This is a genomic window from Jatrophihabitans sp. sgz311053 (assembly GCF_056135305.1).
On sequence record NZ_JBWAXP010000001.1, the window covers coordinates 1,765,626 to 1,780,190 of the forward strand.

A 14,565-nucleotide genomic window follows, 5' to 3' on the forward strand; every position below is an offset into this window, starting at 1 on the left:
GTGATCTATCTCGTCCGGCACGGGCAGTCGACGTGGAACCGCGACGGACTGCTGCAGGGGCAGACGATGCACCCGCCGCTGACCGAGACCGGCCGTGCCCAGGCCGGTCGTGCGGGGCAGCTGATCCATGCTCGCACGCCACAGATCGACGTCTACGTCAGCAGCGATCAGGTCCGGGCCCGGCAGACGGCCGAGCTCGTGGCGGGCGGGTCTCCGGTCGTGCTCGACCGCCGGCTGCGAGAACGCCACGCCGGGCGACTGGAGGGCATGACGAGCGCGGCCGGGATGGCGGCCGTAGCCGACTTCGACTGGTCCGATCCGGAGGCCCGCCTCGGCGGCGGGGAGTCCGCGCGCGAGGTCGCGGAGCGGGTCGCCGCCGCCCTCGACGAGTACCGCGACCGGACGGCTGTCCTGGTGAGTCACGGCGACACCATCCGCCTCGCGCTGGGGTCCTGGTGCGGGCACGCGCCCGCGGCGGCGCCCTGGGTGGAGGTCGCCTCCGCCGCGGTCTTCGTCCTCGACGAGCCGGGCACGTTCACACTCCTCACCGCAGGCACGTCCCCACCAGCGTGATCATGGTCGTGACCTCGACGAGGGCGCCGTAGACGTCGCCGGTGGTGCCACCGAGGCGCCGCGTGGTGTGACGGCGCAGCGCTGCGGCGGTGAGGAGCGCGACGAGCTGCGAGAGCGGCCACCACCACCAGGCGGCACCGACCGAGACGGCCAGCACCGCCGCGGCGGCGAGGACGACGACAGTGAGGACGGCGGCGGCGGTCCGGTCGACGGCGCCGTGCACCAGGGCGCCGAAGCCGTCGGGGCGGGCGGGCGCGGTCGTGGTGGCGTGGACCGCCGCCAGCCGCCCCGTCATCGCGGCCACTGCCAGCGCGGCGCAGCCGCCCCAGCTGCCGTGCGGCACCGAGGCCAGCGCGCTGACGTCCAGCAGCAGCACCACGATCAGCGTGACGACGCCGAAGGGACCGATGTCGGACTGTCGCATGATCGCCAACGCCCGCTCGGCCGGTGCCCGGCTGCCGAGACCGTCGGCGGTGTCGGCGAGGCCGTCCAGGTGCAGGCCACGCGTGAGCAGGGCGAGCAGCCCGACGGCGAGGACGGCGCCGACGGCGACGGCGTGCGGCGCCAGGGCGTTGATCGCGACGAGCGGCAGGCCGGCGAGCAGGCCGAGCCCGGCCCCGACCACGGGAAACCAGACCATCGCGCGGCGGGCGTCGGCCGCGTCGAGGGTGGGGCGGGCCGGCACCGGCACGACGGTGAAGAGCCCCAGCGCGGTCACGATGCCCATCACTTCACCCGGCGGGCGATCCCGGCGGTCACCAGCAGGACCTCGTCGGCGGCGGCGGCCAGCCGCTGGTTGAGCTCGCCGAGGGCGTCGCGGAAGAGCCGTCCGGAGCGGGTGGCGGGGACGATCCCGGAGCCGACCTCGTCGCTGACGAGGACGGCGTCGCTCGTCTGCTCCCACGCCACCACAGCCGCGTCGAGCCGGTCGGCGAAGGCGGCTGTGAGCTCGTCGGCTTCCCAGACACCGGTCTCGTCCATGACTCGCGCCAGCCACGTCGTCACGCTGTCCACCAGCAGTGGTCCGGGCTCGCGCAGTGCGGCGGCGAGGTCACCGGTCTCGACGGTGCGCCAGCTGCCGGGACGCCGCTGCCGGTGCCGGGCGACGCGACGATCCCACTCGGCGTCGCCGGGACGCGGCGGTGCGGTGGCGACGTAGCTGACACTCTCGCGGGAGGCGAGGAGGGACTCGGCCACCGCGGACTTCCCCGAGCGGCTGCCGCCGAGGACGAGTACGCGGTGCCTGCGCGGCGGCGCGGTCCCTGACTCGATGACGATGACCGCGGGATTGCGCAGCTCTGCGCTTTCGACCGCGGTGGCGAAGTCGAGCAGGGGCGCGGTCACGACCCGCTGCGTCGGCAGGCTGGCGTCGGCGATGCAGGTGCAGCGCACCTCGGGTGCCACGCCGTCGGCCAGCAACCGGGCGGTGATCGCGCGGAGCCGGCGCATGCCCATGAGGACGACGAGGGTGGTCCCGGCCCGGCCGAGCGCCGTCCAGTCCAGGCGGTTGTCGGGGTCGTCCGGGGCCAGGTGACCGGAGACGACGGTGAAGCCGACCGCGCCGGCCGTGGAGGTCAGCGGCACCCCGGCCAGCACCGCGGCCCCGGTGGCGCTGCTGACGCCGGGGACGACCTCGACCTCGATGCCGGCAGCGGTGCAGGAGGCGACCTCCTGCGCGCCGTGGGCGAAGACGAACGGATCGCCGCCCTTGAAGCGCACGACGGTGCGGCCGGCGCGGGCGTGCTCGATCATCAGCTCGACGATCTCGTCGTAGCTCAGGGTCCGGCTGTCCGGGCCACGGGCGGCGTCGATGACGAGGACCTCCGGCCCGAGGCGGTCCAGCAGTGCGAGCGGGGCGAGCCGGTCGGCGATGACGACGTCCGCGGCGAGCAGGCGGTCCAGGCCCCGGACGGTGATGAGGTCCGGGTCGCCGGGGCCGCCGCCGACGAGGACGACCCTGCCACTCACGCCAGCACCGTCCGCAGCGCCTCGCAGAAGGCGGCCGAGACCGGCTCGTCCCGCACCGCGACCCTGATCCACTGCGGGCCCAGGCCGGGGAAGGTCTCACCCCGCCGAACGGCGAAGCCGGTGCCGAGCAGCCGCTCGCGGATGTCGGGCAGACCCGCGTCGAGCAGCACGAAGGACGCGGTGGCCGGCGCGGTGACGGTCACGCCGGGGACCGCGACGAGCCGCCGCAGCAGGTCGTCGCGCGTCGCGGCGAGGCGCGAGGCCCAGCGGGTCGCCTCGGCGACTGCGGTCGGCTGCGAGCAGAGCTCGGTGGCCAGCAGGGCGGGGGTGCTCACCGGCCACGGCGGCTGCGCGGCCCGCAGCCGGTCGATCATGTCGGCGGCGGCGAGGACGTAGCCGGCACGCAGTCCGGCCAGCCCCCAGGTCTTGGTGAGGCTGCGGACGACGACGAGGCCGGTCAGGTCGCCGTCGGCGACCGATTCCGGCTCGCCGGGGACGCAGTCGGCGAAGGCCTCGTCCACGAGCACGGTGCGACCCGGCCGCAGCAGCGCCGCGATCGTCTCCGCGGGGTGCAGCACCGAGGTGGGGTTGGTGGGGTTCCCCAGCACGACGAGGTCGGCGTCGTCCGGGACGGCGGCGGGGTCGAGGACGAACGGCGGGGCGAGGACGAGCCGGTCGACATCGTGTCCGGCAGCCCGCAGTGCGACCTCGGGCTCGGTGAACTGCGGGTGGACGACGACGGCGCGCAGTGGTCGCAGCGCCCGGGCCACGAGGACGAAGGCCTCGGCCGCACCGGCGGTGAGCAGGACCTCGCCGGGCTCCCTGTCGTGGCGCTGCGCGACGGCGGTGAGCGCGGCGGACTGGTCGGGGTAGGCGGTGAGGTCGGCGGCACGGATGCGCTCGGCGAGCCAGTCGGGCGCACCGGCCGCCCGTACGTTGACCGCGAGGTCGACCAGACCCGGCACCACGTCCCGATCACCGTGGTGCCACAGGTCGACGTCGGTCCCCCTCATGGCGTCGCCACCTGCCGGCACGCGGCGACGAAGCGTTCGGCGGTACCCGGCCGGCCGGCCCAGTTCAGGTGCAGGTACGAGGCGTGGACGTTGCCGCGGACGGCGCCGTCGGCCACCGGGTCGCCGGTGCGCGTCGACCAGTGCCAGGCCGGCTCGGTGGTGCCGCGCGAGACCAGCGCGGTGCGGTGGAACTCGTGACCGTGCACGACGTCGCCGGCGTCGGCGAGCACGGAGGCCGTGGCTGCGGTCGCCTCCCGGTAGCCGAGGGTGAGCGAGTCGGTCATGGTGGCCTCGGTGTCGAGCACGCCGCACATGTCGTGGTCGTCCAGCCGTCGGCCGAGATAGAGCAGACCTGCGCATTCGGCCGCGATGGGCATCCCCGCGGCCGCGCGAGTGGCGATGTCGCGCCGCAGCGACACATTGGCGGTGAGCTCCGCGGCGTGCACCTCGGGAAAACCACCGCCGATGACGAGGCCGGTGACGCCGTCGGGCAGGCGCTCGTCGGTGAGGGGGTCGAAGCCCACCACCTCGGCCCCGGCGGCCTGCAGCTGCTCGGGCTGCTCGGCGTAGCCGAAGGTGAAGGCCCGGCCGGCGGCGACGGCCACCCGAGCGATCGTGGACCCGGATGAGGAACTGTTCGGCGTGTCGGTCCACGATCGGGCGTGCAACGGCGGGGCGGAGCGTGCCAACCGGAGTACGGCCTCGAGGTCCACGCCCTCGCGGACCACCTCGGCGAGCTCGGCGGTGACGGCGACGGCCTCGGCGCTGCGCTCGGCGGCCGGGACCAGCCCCAGGTGTCGTGACGGGACGGCCAACGACGGCCGGCGGGCGATCGTGCCCAGCAGCGGGATCCCCAGCGGCTCCAGCGCCTCGCGCACCAGGGCGGCGTGGGCGGGGGAGCCGACCCGGTTGGCGATGACGCCGCCGAGGCGCAGAGCCGGGTCGAAGGTGGCGAAGCCGTGGACCAGCGCGGCGATCGACCGGGCCGCGCCGCTGACGTCCACGACGAGGATCACCGGCGCGTCCAACAGCTTGGCCACGTGCGCGGTCGAGGCGAACTCGCCCTTGGCCGACTGCCCGTCGAAGAGCCCCATGACGCCCTCGACGACCGCGATCTGCGCCGGCGTCGGGGTGAGCGCACCGTGGGCGAACATTCCGGCGATGCGGTGCGCCCCGACGAGGAACGGGTCGAGGTTGCGTCCCGGCCGCCCGGCGGCAAGCGTGTGGTAGCCGGGGTCGATGTAGTCCGGGCCGACCTTGTGCGGCGAGACGGTGAGGCCGGCGCCACGGAAGGCGCCCAGCAATCCGGTGGCCACCGAGGTCTTGCCCTGGCCGCTGGCGGGGGCCGCGATCACGACCCGCGGGATGTCGATCAGCATGCGCTCACCATTCGATGCCTCGTTGGCCCTTCTGGCCCGCGTCCATCGGGTGCTTGACCTTGGTCATCTCGACGACGAGATCGGCGGCGGCGACGAGGTCGGGGTGCGCGTCCCGGCCGGTGATGATCACGTGCTGCCGTCCCGGCCGATGGGTCAGGGCGTCGACGACATCGGCGACGTCGACCCAGCCCCACTTCATCGGGTACGTGAACTCGTCGAGGACGTAGCAGCCGAAGCGCTCGGCGGCGAGGTCCCGCTTGATCTGCTCCCACCCCTCGCGGGCGTTGGCCTCGTGATCGTCGGTGGGGCCGCGCTGGATCCACGACCAGCCCTCGCCCATCTTGTGCCACGCCACGGGCCCACCCTCGCCGGTCTGCTCGTGCAGCCGGCCGAGAGCGGCGAAGGCGGCCTCCTCGCCGACGCGCCACTTCGCGCTCTTGACGAACTGGTAGACGCCGACGCCCCAGCCCTGGTTCCAGGCGCGCAGCGCAAGACCGAAGGCGGCGGTCGACTTCCCCTTCATCTCGCCGGTGTGGACGATCAGCAGCGGTCGGTTGCGGCGCTGCCGGGTGGTGAGGCCGTCGTCCGGGACGACCGCCGGGACTCCCTGTGGCATCAGGCGGCCCGCCGGAGTTCCCGGACGGCACCGGCGATGCTCCCCGCGACGAGTTCGCCGAGCTGCAGCACCTCGCCGCAGAGCTGTCCGGCCAGCGTGCCGGCCATGCCGAGGCGCACCGGCCCGGACTCGCAGTCGATGACGATCGCGGCCACCCCGCTGCGCTGCAGCAGCGCGGCAGCCCGGGCCGGGTCGGCGCCGGCGGTGTGCCGACCGTCGGTGACGACGACGAGCAGGGCGCGCCGCTGCGGGTCGCGCAGCCGCTCCAGGCGAAGCGTCTCGTGGGCCTGCAGCAGCCCTGCCTCCAGCGGGGTACGGCCCCCGGTCGGCAGCGAGGTCAGCCGCGCCGCCCCGGCCTCGACCGAGGAGGTCGGCGGCAGCAGCAGCTCGGCTCCGGCGCCCCGGAAGGCGATCATCCCGATCTTGTCGCGTCGCTGGTAGGCGTCGAGCAGCAGCGAGAGCACCGCACCCTTCACCGCGGCCATCCGGCGGCGCGCCGCCATCGAGCCGCTGGCGTCGACGCAGAAGAGCACCAGGTTGGCCTCGCGCCCCTCCACCCGGCTGTCACGCAGATCGTCGCGGGCGAGCAGCAGGCCGGGACCTTGCCGGCCGCGGGCGTGCTGATGCGGCGCGGCGGCGGCGAGGGTGGCCAGCGGGTGCAGCCGGCGCACCCGGCCGCACGGCGGTCGGGCGCCGATGACGCGCCCGGTCGTGGTCTCGGCACGCGACCGGCGTCCGGCCGACCCGTGGCCGAGGCCGGGTGCCTCCAGCCGCCGGGTGCGGAAGGTGTCGGCCGGGGCCGCCGCGGGCTGGGTCCCGGCACCGGGCGAGGCCGCAGGCGGCGATGTCGTCGCCGTGGATTGGTCTGTACCTGTCGGTTCACGTGAACCGTCGTCGGGGCTGCTGTCGGGGGCGTTCGGGCCCTCGCTCGGTGGAGGTGAACCGCCGTCCGGGCCGCCGTCCGGGGGCGTGTCGTCGCCGTCGTCACCGGTGTCGCCCAGCGCATCCTCGAGCTGCTGCTCGTCCAGGCCGGGGGCGTCGAAGGGATTGCGACGGCGCCGGTGCGGCAGCGCGAGCCGGGCGGCGACCCGGACGTCGTCGGCGGTGATGCTCTCCCGGCCGCACCAGGCGGCGTGCGCGGCGGCGGCGCGAGCCATGACGATGTCGGCGCGCAATCCGTCCACGTCGAAGGCGGCGCAGACGTCGGCGATCCGGGTGAGCTCGGCGTCGGGCAGGGTCACCGCCGCCAGCCGGGACCGAGCCACGGTGATGCGGGCGGCGAGCTCGGTCTCCTCGGCGGCGAAGCGGGCGGCGAAGCCGGCGGGATCGTCGTCGAAGGCGAGCCGGCGCCGCACCACCTCGGCCCGCAGCGCTGCCTCGCGCGGTGCCGCCACCTCGACGGTGAGTCCGAAGCGGTCGAGCAGCTGTGGCCGCAGCTCGCCCTCCTCGGGGTTCATCGTCCCGACGAGGAGGAACCGGGCCGCGTGCCGCACCGAGACGCCGTCGCGCTCGACGTAGTTGGTGCCGAGGGCGGCGGCGTCGAGGAGCAGGTCGACGAGATGGTCGTGGAGCAGGTTGACCTCGTCGACGTAGAGGACGCCGCGGTGCGCGGCGGCGAGCAGGCCGGGGCGGAACGAGGTGACGCCCTGCGTCAGGGCAGCCTCGATGTCGAGCGAGCCGGTGAGCCGGTCCTCGGTCGATCCGACCGGCAGCTCGACGAGGCGGGTGGGGCGGGTGGCGGCGGAGGCGTCGGCCGGGTGCGGACCGTCCGGGCACTGCGGGTCGGGGGCCTCGGGGGAGCAGCCGAAGCGGCAGCCGTCGACCACCCGGACCTGCGGCAGCACCGCGGTGAGGGCACGGACGGCCGTCGACTTCGCGGTGCCCTTTTCACCGCGGACGAGGACGCCGCCGATGGCGGGGGAGACCGCGTTGAGCAGGAGCGCCAGCCGCATGTCGGTCATCCCGACGACGGCGGTGAAGGGGAACTGGCTCACGGGGTCTCACATCCTTTTGGCACCCTGACGGCATGACGGGTGACCTGCAGGCAGCGCTGGCGCGTGCCTCGCTGGTGGGCGCGTACTTCGCCTCGGAGTCTGCGGTCGAGGCCGGCGACGCCGGCTGGCGGCCGCTGCGCGACCTGGTCACCGACCCGGCGGCGCTCGCCGACCGGGTGGCCTTCGCCCGTGACTTCCTGTCGCGGCGCACCGGGACGGAGGTCGAGCTGCGCGCCTGCGCCTCGATCAACTCGCTCGGCGTGGTGGCGCGGCTGGTGGCGCCGGCGCTGGCCACGGCCTGCCTCGACGGGGTGGTGCCCCGCCTGGATCTGGAGAGCGTGCACTGGCGCCCGCAGGACGGCGGTCCGCTGCCGGTCGCCATCACTGCGTCGACGGGGCGCGAGGTGGCCACGGCCGGCGAGGCCGCTGCGGCCCTCGTCGAGCTGGTGATCGACTCGACGGCCGGGCCGGTCCTCGCTGCCTATCGCGAGCGCTTCTCGCTCTCGCCCAAGACGCTGTGGGGCAATCTCGCCTCGTCGCTGCACGGCGCGGCGGGGATGCTGACCGGCACCATGATCGACCCGGTGGACGTCGTCGCCGAACTGCTGGCCGCGGGTCCGCTCGCCGGCGCGGGCCGGTACGAGGCCGTTGGCGACCGGCGCTTCTTCGTGCGTCACAACTGCTGCCTCTTCTATCGCGTCCCCGCCGGCGGCAAGTGCAACGACTGCGTGCTCGTGCCCGACGTGGCGCGCCACGACCTGTGGCGCACCGCCGTCGGGCAGTAGCTCCTCAGCGCAGGACAGGGTCGCCCGTCCGGGACTCGACCGGCCGCGGGGCCGGGCGCAGCAGCCGCTCGGCCAGCGGCGCGAAGACCAGGCCGATGACGGTCCAGAGCAGCAGCTGCGCGCCCACCGAGTAGAGCCGGAACGTGAAGAGCACATCGGCCGGGAAGCCGGGGTAGACGATGTCGCCCGCGGCGTTGCGCAGCGGCAAGGGCGTCTCGGTGCCGACGTTGCCGAAGCCGGCCGCGCGGTTGGCGGCGAGCTCACCGGTGGAGGGGAGGACGGCCATGAGGACGCCGATGACGGCGAGGAACGCCAGTCCGGCGAGCAGTGAGGCCGTCCAGTTGCCGACGCGGGCGGCCAGCACCTGGCCGAGCCGGACGGCCGCGATCAGCAGGATCACCGACGCCGCGACCATGACGAGGTACAGCGCGCCTCTGGCCTTGATCGTCTCCTCGTGGCCGATCGCCGGCGGGTTGGCCGGGTACTTCACGAACGGCACGAGGTAGAAGCCGAGGAAACCGCCGGCGGCGACGAGCAGCGCGATGGAACGCGGCTTCAGCCCGCCGACGCGGCCGAGGCAGATCGAGTAGGCCACCGCGAAGAGGGCGCCCATGGCGATGCCGAAGACGATGATGCCGACCCCGATGCCCAGGTTGCCCTGGACGGCACGGCTGAAGAGCTCGTGGGTGTGCTCGTGGTCGTGGCCACCTTCGAGGGCGTGCTCCGCGGCGCTGCGGCCGTCCTCGTAGTCGATGGCGGCCTGGATCTTCGGTTCGGCGAAGATCCGGGCGAAGAGGAACGCGACGATGCCGCCGGCGAGGCCGGCGAGCATGCCGCGCACGATGATGCGCGACTCCATGGGGGAGTGACCTGCGGCGATCAGTGGCAGGGGAAGCCGAGGAAGTGGCGTGCGTCGTGCACGAACTCGTGCACCGCGGTGTTGTCACCGAAGACCGAGGTCATGCCCTGGTCGACGCCGACGAAGTAGTACGCCAGCAGCGCGAAGAGGACGACGCCGGCCAGCTGCAGGGCAGCCTTGGGCAGCGTGACGACGACCGGGGTCGCGGCGGTGGTGGGGGCGGACGTGCTGCTCATGTGAGCCTCCTCGGGGATCCAGCGTCCCCTGTCGATGGGCGGCGGCTGCAGCGCGTGACCTGACTCGCCCTCGCGGGCTCACAGTGGCGCGACCGTCCCGGATTCCCACCGGGTTCAGCGCTGCAGTGCTCGGCCAGCCTAGGGGCAGCGACGCCCGGGGCACAACGAGGGGTGTCGATGCGGTGCGGCACACTCGCACGGTGTCCGAGCCGCTCCCCGTCACCGTCGTCGGTGTCGGCGAGGGTGGGGCCGACGATCTTGCTCCCCGCGTCCGGGCGGCGCTCGCCGCCGCCGAGGTGGTGGTGGGCAGCGAACGCCAGCTGCGGCTCGTCGCGGGTCTTGTCTCGGCCGAGAAGGTGCCGCTGCCGACGCCATTGCACCCCGGTCTCGCCGCGCTGCTCGAACGGCACGCCGGTCGCCGGCTGGTGGTGCTGGCCAGCGGCGACCCGATGTTCCACGGCATCGGCGTCACCCTGGTGCGCCTGCTGGGGGCCGAGCAGGTGGACGTGCTGCCGAGCCCGTCGTCGGTCTCGCTCGCCGCGGCCCGGCTGGGGTGGTCGCTGCCCGAGTGCGAGGTCATCAGTGCCGTGAACCGGCCGCTCGCGCCGCTGCGGGCAGCGCTGGCGCCGGGCCGCCGGCTGCTCGTGCTGACGACGACGCCGACCGCGGGCACCGACGTGCGGGCCGTGCTCGCCGACGCCGGGTACGGGTCCAGTGAGGTCACCGTGCTCGCCCGCCTCGGCGGACCGGCCGAGACGATCACCGACGGTCGCGACGAGCACGACCCGCTCGCCGTCGTCGCCGTCGAGTGCCGGGTCGACGCCGGGGCAACGGCATGGTCGCGCACCGCCGCGCTGCCGGACGAGGCCTTCGAGCACGACGGCCAGCTCACCAAGCAGGAGATCCGGGCGGTGACGCTGGCCGCGCTGCAGCCGTTGCCGGGCTGGCTGCTCTGGGACGTCGGGGCGGGCTCGGGCAGCGTCGGCATCGAGTGGCTGCGCTCACATCCGTCCTGCCGGGCGGTCGCGATCGAGCCCCGCGAGGACCGCCGCGAGCGGATCGTCCGCAACGCAGAGCGCCTCGGCGTGCCGGGGCTGACGGTCGTCGCCGGCCGGGCCCCCGAGGCGCTGGCCGGCCTGCCGGAGCCGGAGGCGATCTTCGTCGGGGGCGGGGTGAGCAACGACGGGGTGCTCCCGGCCTGCGTCGCCGCGCTGCGTCCCGGCGGACGGCTCGTCGCCAACGGGGTGACGCTCGAGACCGAGACCGTGCTCGCTGCCGCCTACGCCGAGCACGGCGGGACCCTGACCCGGCTGCACGTGGAGCGGGCGTCGGCGGTCGGCGGTTTCACCGGCTGGCGCCCCGCCATGCCGGTCACCCAGTGGGCGTGGAGCAAGAGATGATGGCGTCGAGCGACGCTTGCGGAGCGAGCAGATGAGCGTGCATTTCGTCGGCGCCGGACCCGGCGCGGCCGACCTGATCACGCTGCGGGCGCAGCGGCTGCTGGCGTCCTGTTCGGTGTGCCTGTACGCGGGGTCGCTGGTCCCGGCCGAGGTACTGGACCACTGCCCGCCGACGGCCCGGCTGGTCGACACCCGCGACCTCACCCTCGACGAGATCACCGCCGAGCTGGTGGCCGCCGACGGCCGTGGCGAGGAGGTGGTGCGGCTCTGCTCCGGTGACCCGTCGGTCTACAGCGCGATGGCCGAGCAGTTCCGCCGGCTCGACGCCGCCGGAGTGGACTACGACGTCACGCCCGGCGTCCCCGCCTTCGCCGCCGCGGCGGCGACGCTGAAGCGCGAACTCACGGTGCCGACGGTGGCGCAGAGCGTCGTCCTCACCCGGTTCGCGCAGCGGGCCACGCCGATGCCCGCCGGCGAGACCCTCGCCACGCACGCCTCACCCGGTACGACGATGGTGCTGCATCTCGCCGTCCAGGCCATCGACGAGGTGGTCGCCTCGCTGCTGCCCGCCTACGGCCCGGACGTCCCCGTCGCCGTCGTTGCGCAGGCCAGCCGGGAGACCGAACTGGTGCTGCGGGGCACGCTGTCGTCGATCGCCGCGCAGGTGCACGAGGCCGGGGTGAGGCGGACCGCGGTCATCGTCGTCGGCCGCGCCCTCGCCGCCGAGGGCTTCGCCGACAGCCACCTCTACTCCTGCGACCGGGACCGCAGCAGGTAGGTGTCCATGATCCAGCCGTGCTGTTCACGCAGTTCTGCGCGAAGTCGGCTGATCTTGTCGGCGACGTCGCCGAGGCGGCCGCTCACCAGCACCTCGTCCGGGGTGCTGAGGTAGGCGCCCCAGAAGATCTGCAGATCGGGGTCCAGGCCGGCGGCGGTGAAGCCGCGGTCGAGCATGACGACGGCGCTGTCCAGTCCGTCCGGCAGGCCGTCGGTGATGCGGCGGGCCGGCGTGATGTGGATCGGCTCGCCGATGCGGTTGAGCGGTATCCGGTGAGCGGCCGTCAGCGCGTGCACGCTGGTGACGCCGGCGATGACCTCGTAGTCGAACTCGGCACCGCCGGCGAGCATGTCGTCGATGACCCGCAGCGTGCTGTCGTAGAGCGCGGGGTCGCCCCAGACCAGGAAGGCACCGACACCGTCGGGGCCGAGCTCGTCCAGCGCGGCGGTGAAGCGCTCGGCGCGGGCGGCGTGCCAGGCCGAGACAGCGGCGTCGTAGGCGGCGGCCGTCGGCGGTGTCCGATCACGGGGCGGGTCGTCGATGGTGACGATGCGGTGCTCGCGGGTGACGTGGCGGCGCAGGATCTCGTCCCGCACGTCGAGCAGGCCGCTCTTGCGCTCGCCCTTGTCGACGACGAAGAAGACGTCCACGCGGTTGAGCGCCTTGACCGCCTTGACCGTGATCTGGTCCGGGTCGCCGGGGCCGATGCCGATGACGAGCAGTTCGCGCACCGACCTAGTCTCACCGACGTGCAGATCTTGGTGCTCGGCGGGACGGGGGAGGCGCGCGCGCTCGCGGCCCGGCTCGTCGCCGAGGGGATCGAGGTGACGAGCTCGCTGGCCGGCCGCGTCAGCAATCCGGCGCTGCCGCTGGGGGAGGTGCGCATCGGCGGCTTCGGCGGGACGTCCGGGCTCGTCGACTTCCTGCGTGACGAGGCGCCGAGGGCCGTCGTGGACGCCACCCACCCCTTCGCCGACACCATCTCGCGTCACGCCGCGGTGGCCTGCGCGGCGACCGGGACGCCGCTGCTCGTGCTGCGCCGCCCCGGCTGGACGGCCCGTGCGGGCGACGACTGGCGACGGGTTCCGAGCATCGAGGCGGCGGCCGCGAGCTGCCGCGGGGCCGGGTCGGGAACGATCTTCCTCACCACCGGTCGGCGTGACCTGGCCGCCTTCGCCGCCGACGGCGATCACGACTACGTCGTCCGCACCGTCGATCCGCCGGACGTGCCGATGCCGCCGCGGACCACGCTGCTGCTCGCCCGAGGTCCCTACGACGTCGCCGGCGAGCGGGGGCTGATGACGGCGCACGGGGTCCGGCTGCTCGTCACCAAGGACAGCGGCGGTGCCCTCACCGAGGCCAAGCTCGACGCCGCGCGCGAGCTCGGCGTCCCGGTGATCGTCGTCGACCGGCCACCGCTGCCGGCCGGCGTCCGGGTGGTGGAGTCGGTCGAGCAGGCCGTCAGCTGGGCGCGGGATAGCGCCGGGGCGTGAAGACCCGGCGCTGGCCGCCGACATCGAAGGTGCGGGTCTGCGACGAGCCGATGATGAGCAGACAGCGCATGTCCACGGTGTCGAGATCCAGCTCGCCCAGGGTGGTGATCGCGACGGTCTCGGCCTCGTCGCCGACGGCCCGGCCGACGATCACCGGGGTCTCCGGGGCCCGGTGCCGCAGCAGCACGTCCCGCGCGTCGGCCAGCTGCTGCCGGCGGGTCAGCGACGCCGGGTTGTAGATCGCGATCGCGAGGTCGGCGCGAGCAGCGGCGTCGAGGCGCTCGGCCACCACGGACCACGGCTTGAGCCGGTCGGAGAGCGAGATCACCGCGTAGTCGTGACCCAGCGGGGCGCCAGCCCGGCTGGCGACGGCCTGGGCGGCGGTGAGCCCCGGCACGATCGCCACCGGCACGGCCTCGCCGGGCTCGCTCGCCGCCTCCAGCACCGCGCTGGCCATGGCGAAGACGCCGGGGTCCCCGGAGGAGACGACCGCGACGCGGCGGCCCCGGCGGGCGAGGTCGAGGGCGAACTCGGCCCGCTCGGCCTCGACCTTGTTGTCGCTGGCGTGGCGCCGCTGCCGGGCGTTGACCGGGACTCGGTCCACATAGGTCGAGTAGCCGATGATGTCGTCGGCCGCGGCGAGGACGGCGGCGGCCTGCGGGGTGAGCCAGTCCCGGCCGGCCGGGCCGAGACCGACGACGTCGACCCGTCCCTCGGTGGGGGTCGGCTCCGGTGCGTCGGAGGGCTGCAGCAGTGCCTCGTGTCCCGGCACCAGGACGACGGACATGTACGGCACCGTGCTCGGGTCGACGTCGCCGGCGCGCGCGGTGCGCTGCGTGGAGTGCGAGGCCCGCTCGACGTAGAAGGCGTCCTCGCTGCGGCCGGCCTGCTTCAGGGCGGTCTGGATGCCGTCGAAGTGCCGGCTCACCTTCATGATCGCGGCGGCGTCGGTCTGCTCGAGCCGCTCGGCCAGGACCTCCGGCGGCAGCGTGCCGGGCAGCACGGTGAGGACGTCGTCACCCTCCACCAGCGGCTGTCCCAGGGCGGCCGCCGCGGCGGCGATGGAGGTGACGCCGGGGACGATCTCGGTGCGGAAGTGCGGCGCGATGCGCTTGTGCATGTGCATGTAGGAGCTGAAGAAGAGCGGGTCGCCCTCGGCGAGCAGGACGACGTCATGTCCGGCCCGCAGGTGGACCATCAGCCGCTCCGCGGCCTCGGCGTAGAAATCGGCGATCGCACCCTCGTAGCCGCCGGGGTGGTCGATGGTCTCGGTGGTGACCGGGTAGACGAGCTGCTCCTCGGTGCAGCCGTCGCGCAGGTACGGCTCGGCGATGCCGCGGGCGATGGAGCGGCCGTGCCGGGCCGAGTGGTAGGCGACGACGTCCGCGCCCGCGATGAGGCGGGCGGCCTTCATCGTCACCAGCTCCGGGTCGCCTGGGCCGAGCCCCACGCCGTAGAGGGTGCCGCTCAC

General features: G+C 74.3%; 15 protein-coding genes and 1 riboswitch. Of the genes, 5 read left to right on the top strand and 10 right to left on the bottom strand.

The genetic code is table 11. The features are described from left to right. Positions 1-573 carry a histidine phosphatase family protein gene (locus AC0NZQ_RS07835; protein ID WP_474529138.1) on the top strand — a complete coding sequence of 191 codons (573 nt, stop codon included), beginning with the start codon at positions 1-3 and terminating at the stop codon, positions 571-573. Here the strand turns inward: AC0NZQ_RS07835 and cobS are convergent. Genes cobS through AC0NZQ_RS07865 form a run of 6 tightly spaced genes read right to left on the bottom strand, consistent with a single transcriptional unit; the run spans position 545 to position 7,510 of the window. After that, the gene (gene cobS, locus AC0NZQ_RS07840; protein ID WP_474529139.1) at positions 545-1,300 is read right to left on the bottom strand and encodes an adenosylcobinamide-GDP ribazoletransferase; all 756 of its coding nucleotides are present in this window, start codon (positions 1,298-1,300) and stop codon (positions 545-547) included. The genes AC0NZQ_RS07835 and cobS overlap by 29 nt on opposite strands. Beyond that, on the bottom strand, positions 1,300-2,541 hold the full coding sequence (cobA, locus tag AC0NZQ_RS07845) for a uroporphyrinogen-III C-methyltransferase (protein WP_474529140.1): 1,242 nt from the start codon (positions 2,539-2,541) through the stop codon (positions 1,300-1,302). The genes cobS and cobA overlap by 1 nt, the downstream gene beginning before the upstream one ends. Further along, positions 2,538-3,554: an Rv2231c family pyridoxal phosphate-dependent protein CobC gene (gene cobC, locus AC0NZQ_RS07850; protein WP_474529141.1), complete on the bottom strand. Its 1,017-nt coding sequence runs from the start codon at positions 3,552-3,554 to the stop codon at positions 2,538-2,540. The genes cobA and cobC overlap by 4 nt, the downstream gene beginning before the upstream one ends. Further along, a complete protein-coding gene (locus tag AC0NZQ_RS07855) occupies positions 3,551-4,933 on the bottom strand; it encodes a cobyrinate a,c-diamide synthase (protein WP_474529142.1) in 1,383 nt (460 codons plus the stop codon). The genes cobC and AC0NZQ_RS07855 overlap by 4 nt, the downstream gene beginning before the upstream one ends. A 4-nt stretch (positions 4,934-4,937) precedes the next feature. Beyond that, positions 4,938-5,549 (bottom strand): cob(I)yrinic acid a,c-diamide adenosyltransferase, encoded by a 612-nt coding sequence (gene cobO / locus AC0NZQ_RS07860; protein ID WP_474529143.1) that lies wholly within the window; start codon positions 5,547-5,549, stop codon positions 4,938-4,940. Beyond that, positions 5,549-7,510, bottom strand: coding sequence for a VWA domain-containing protein (locus tag AC0NZQ_RS07865; protein ID WP_474529441.1), 1,962 nt, complete (start codon positions 7,508-7,510; stop codon positions 5,549-5,551). Before AC0NZQ_RS07865 ends, cobO begins: the two co-directional genes overlap by 1 nt. 65 nt (positions 7,511-7,575) lie before the next feature. Here AC0NZQ_RS07865 and AC0NZQ_RS07870 point away from each other — a divergent pair, with 65 nt between their 5' ends. Next, positions 7,576-8,328: a (2Fe-2S)-binding protein gene (locus AC0NZQ_RS07870; protein WP_474529144.1), complete on the top strand. Its 753-nt coding sequence runs from the start codon at positions 7,576-7,578 to the stop codon at positions 8,326-8,328. Between the two features lie 4 nt (positions 8,329-8,332). On the opposite strand, the gene AC0NZQ_RS07875 is transcribed toward AC0NZQ_RS07870, so the two are convergent. Continuing rightward, the gene (locus tag AC0NZQ_RS07875) at positions 8,333-9,187 is read right to left on the bottom strand and encodes a CbtA family protein (RefSeq protein ID WP_474529145.1); all 855 of its coding nucleotides are present in this window, start codon (positions 9,185-9,187) and stop codon (positions 8,333-8,335) included. A gap of 20 nt (positions 9,188-9,207) precedes the next feature. Next, positions 9,208-9,423 carry a CbtB domain-containing protein gene (locus AC0NZQ_RS07880; RefSeq protein ID WP_474529146.1) on the bottom strand — a complete coding sequence of 72 codons (216 nt, stop codon included), beginning with the start codon at positions 9,421-9,423 and terminating at the stop codon, positions 9,208-9,210. A 55-nt stretch (positions 9,424-9,478) separates the two neighbouring features. Beyond that, a riboswitch (cobalamin riboswitch) is annotated at positions 9,479-9,539 on the bottom strand. Positions 9,540-9,623: 84 nt separating this feature from the next. Here AC0NZQ_RS07880 and cbiE point away from each other — a divergent pair. Together cbiE and cobM are read left to right on the top strand one after the other, a co-directional pair. Next, on the top strand, positions 9,624-10,823 hold the full coding sequence (gene cbiE / locus AC0NZQ_RS07885) for a precorrin-6y C5,15-methyltransferase (decarboxylating) subunit CbiE (RefSeq protein WP_474529147.1): 1,200 nt from the start codon (positions 9,624-9,626) through the stop codon (positions 10,821-10,823). A gap of 31 nt (positions 10,824-10,854) precedes the next feature. Beyond that, positions 10,855-11,601: a precorrin-4 C(11)-methyltransferase gene (gene cobM / locus AC0NZQ_RS07890; RefSeq protein WP_474529148.1), complete on the top strand. Its 747-nt coding sequence runs from the start codon at positions 10,855-10,857 to the stop codon at positions 11,599-11,601. On the opposite strand, the gene cobF is transcribed toward cobM, so the two are convergent. After that, positions 11,571-12,332, bottom strand: a complete 762-nt coding sequence (gene cobF, locus AC0NZQ_RS07895) for a precorrin-6A synthase (deacetylating) (RefSeq protein ID WP_474529149.1) — start codon at positions 12,330-12,332, stop codon at positions 11,571-11,573. The genes cobM and cobF overlap by 31 nt on opposite strands. A gap of 18 nt (positions 12,333-12,350) precedes the next feature. On the opposite strand from cobF, the gene AC0NZQ_RS07900 reads away from it, so the two are divergent. Then, positions 12,351-13,094, top strand: coding sequence for a cobalt-precorrin-6A reductase (locus tag AC0NZQ_RS07900; protein ID WP_474529150.1), 744 nt, complete (start codon positions 12,351-12,353; stop codon positions 13,092-13,094). Here the strand turns inward: AC0NZQ_RS07900 and cobJ are convergent. Next, positions 13,063-14,565 carry a precorrin-3B C(17)-methyltransferase gene (gene cobJ / locus AC0NZQ_RS07905; RefSeq protein ID WP_474529151.1) on the bottom strand — a complete coding sequence of 501 codons (1,503 nt, stop codon included), beginning with the start codon at positions 14,563-14,565 and terminating at the stop codon, positions 13,063-13,065. The two genes, AC0NZQ_RS07900 and cobJ, sit on opposite strands and share 32 nt — an antisense overlap.

Coding starts and splice junctions, on each gene's coding strand:
- cobS (WP_474529139.1), bottom strand. CDS start 1,300: ATGGGCATCGTGACCGCGCTGGGGCTCTTCACCGTCGTGCCGGTGCCG.
- cobC (WP_474529141.1), bottom strand. CDS start 3,554: ATGAGGGGGACCGACGTCGACCTGTGGCACCACGGTGATCGGGACGTG.
- AC0NZQ_RS07855 (WP_474529142.1), bottom strand. CDS start 4,933: ATGCTGATCGACATCCCGCGGGTCGTGATCGCGGCCCCCGCCAGCGGC.
- cobO (WP_474529143.1), bottom strand. CDS start 5,549: ATGCCACAGGGAGTCCCGGCGGTCGTCCCGGACGACGGCCTCACCACC.
- AC0NZQ_RS07865 (WP_474529441.1), bottom strand. CDS start 7,510: ATGACCGACATGCGGCTGGCGCTCCTGCTCAACGCGGTCTCCCCCGCC.
- AC0NZQ_RS07870 (WP_474529144.1), top strand. CDS start 7,576: ATGACGGGTGACCTGCAGGCAGCGCTGGCGCGTGCCTCGCTGGTGGGC.
- AC0NZQ_RS07875 (WP_474529145.1), bottom strand. CDS start 9,187: ATGGAGTCGCGCATCATCGTGCGCGGCATGCTCGCCGGCCTCGCCGGC.
- AC0NZQ_RS07880 (WP_474529146.1), bottom strand. CDS start 9,423: ATGAGCAGCACGTCCGCCCCCACCACCGCCGCGACCCCGGTCGTCGTC.
- cobM (WP_474529148.1), top strand. CDS start 10,855: ATGAGCGTGCATTTCGTCGGCGCCGGACCCGGCGCGGCCGACCTGATC.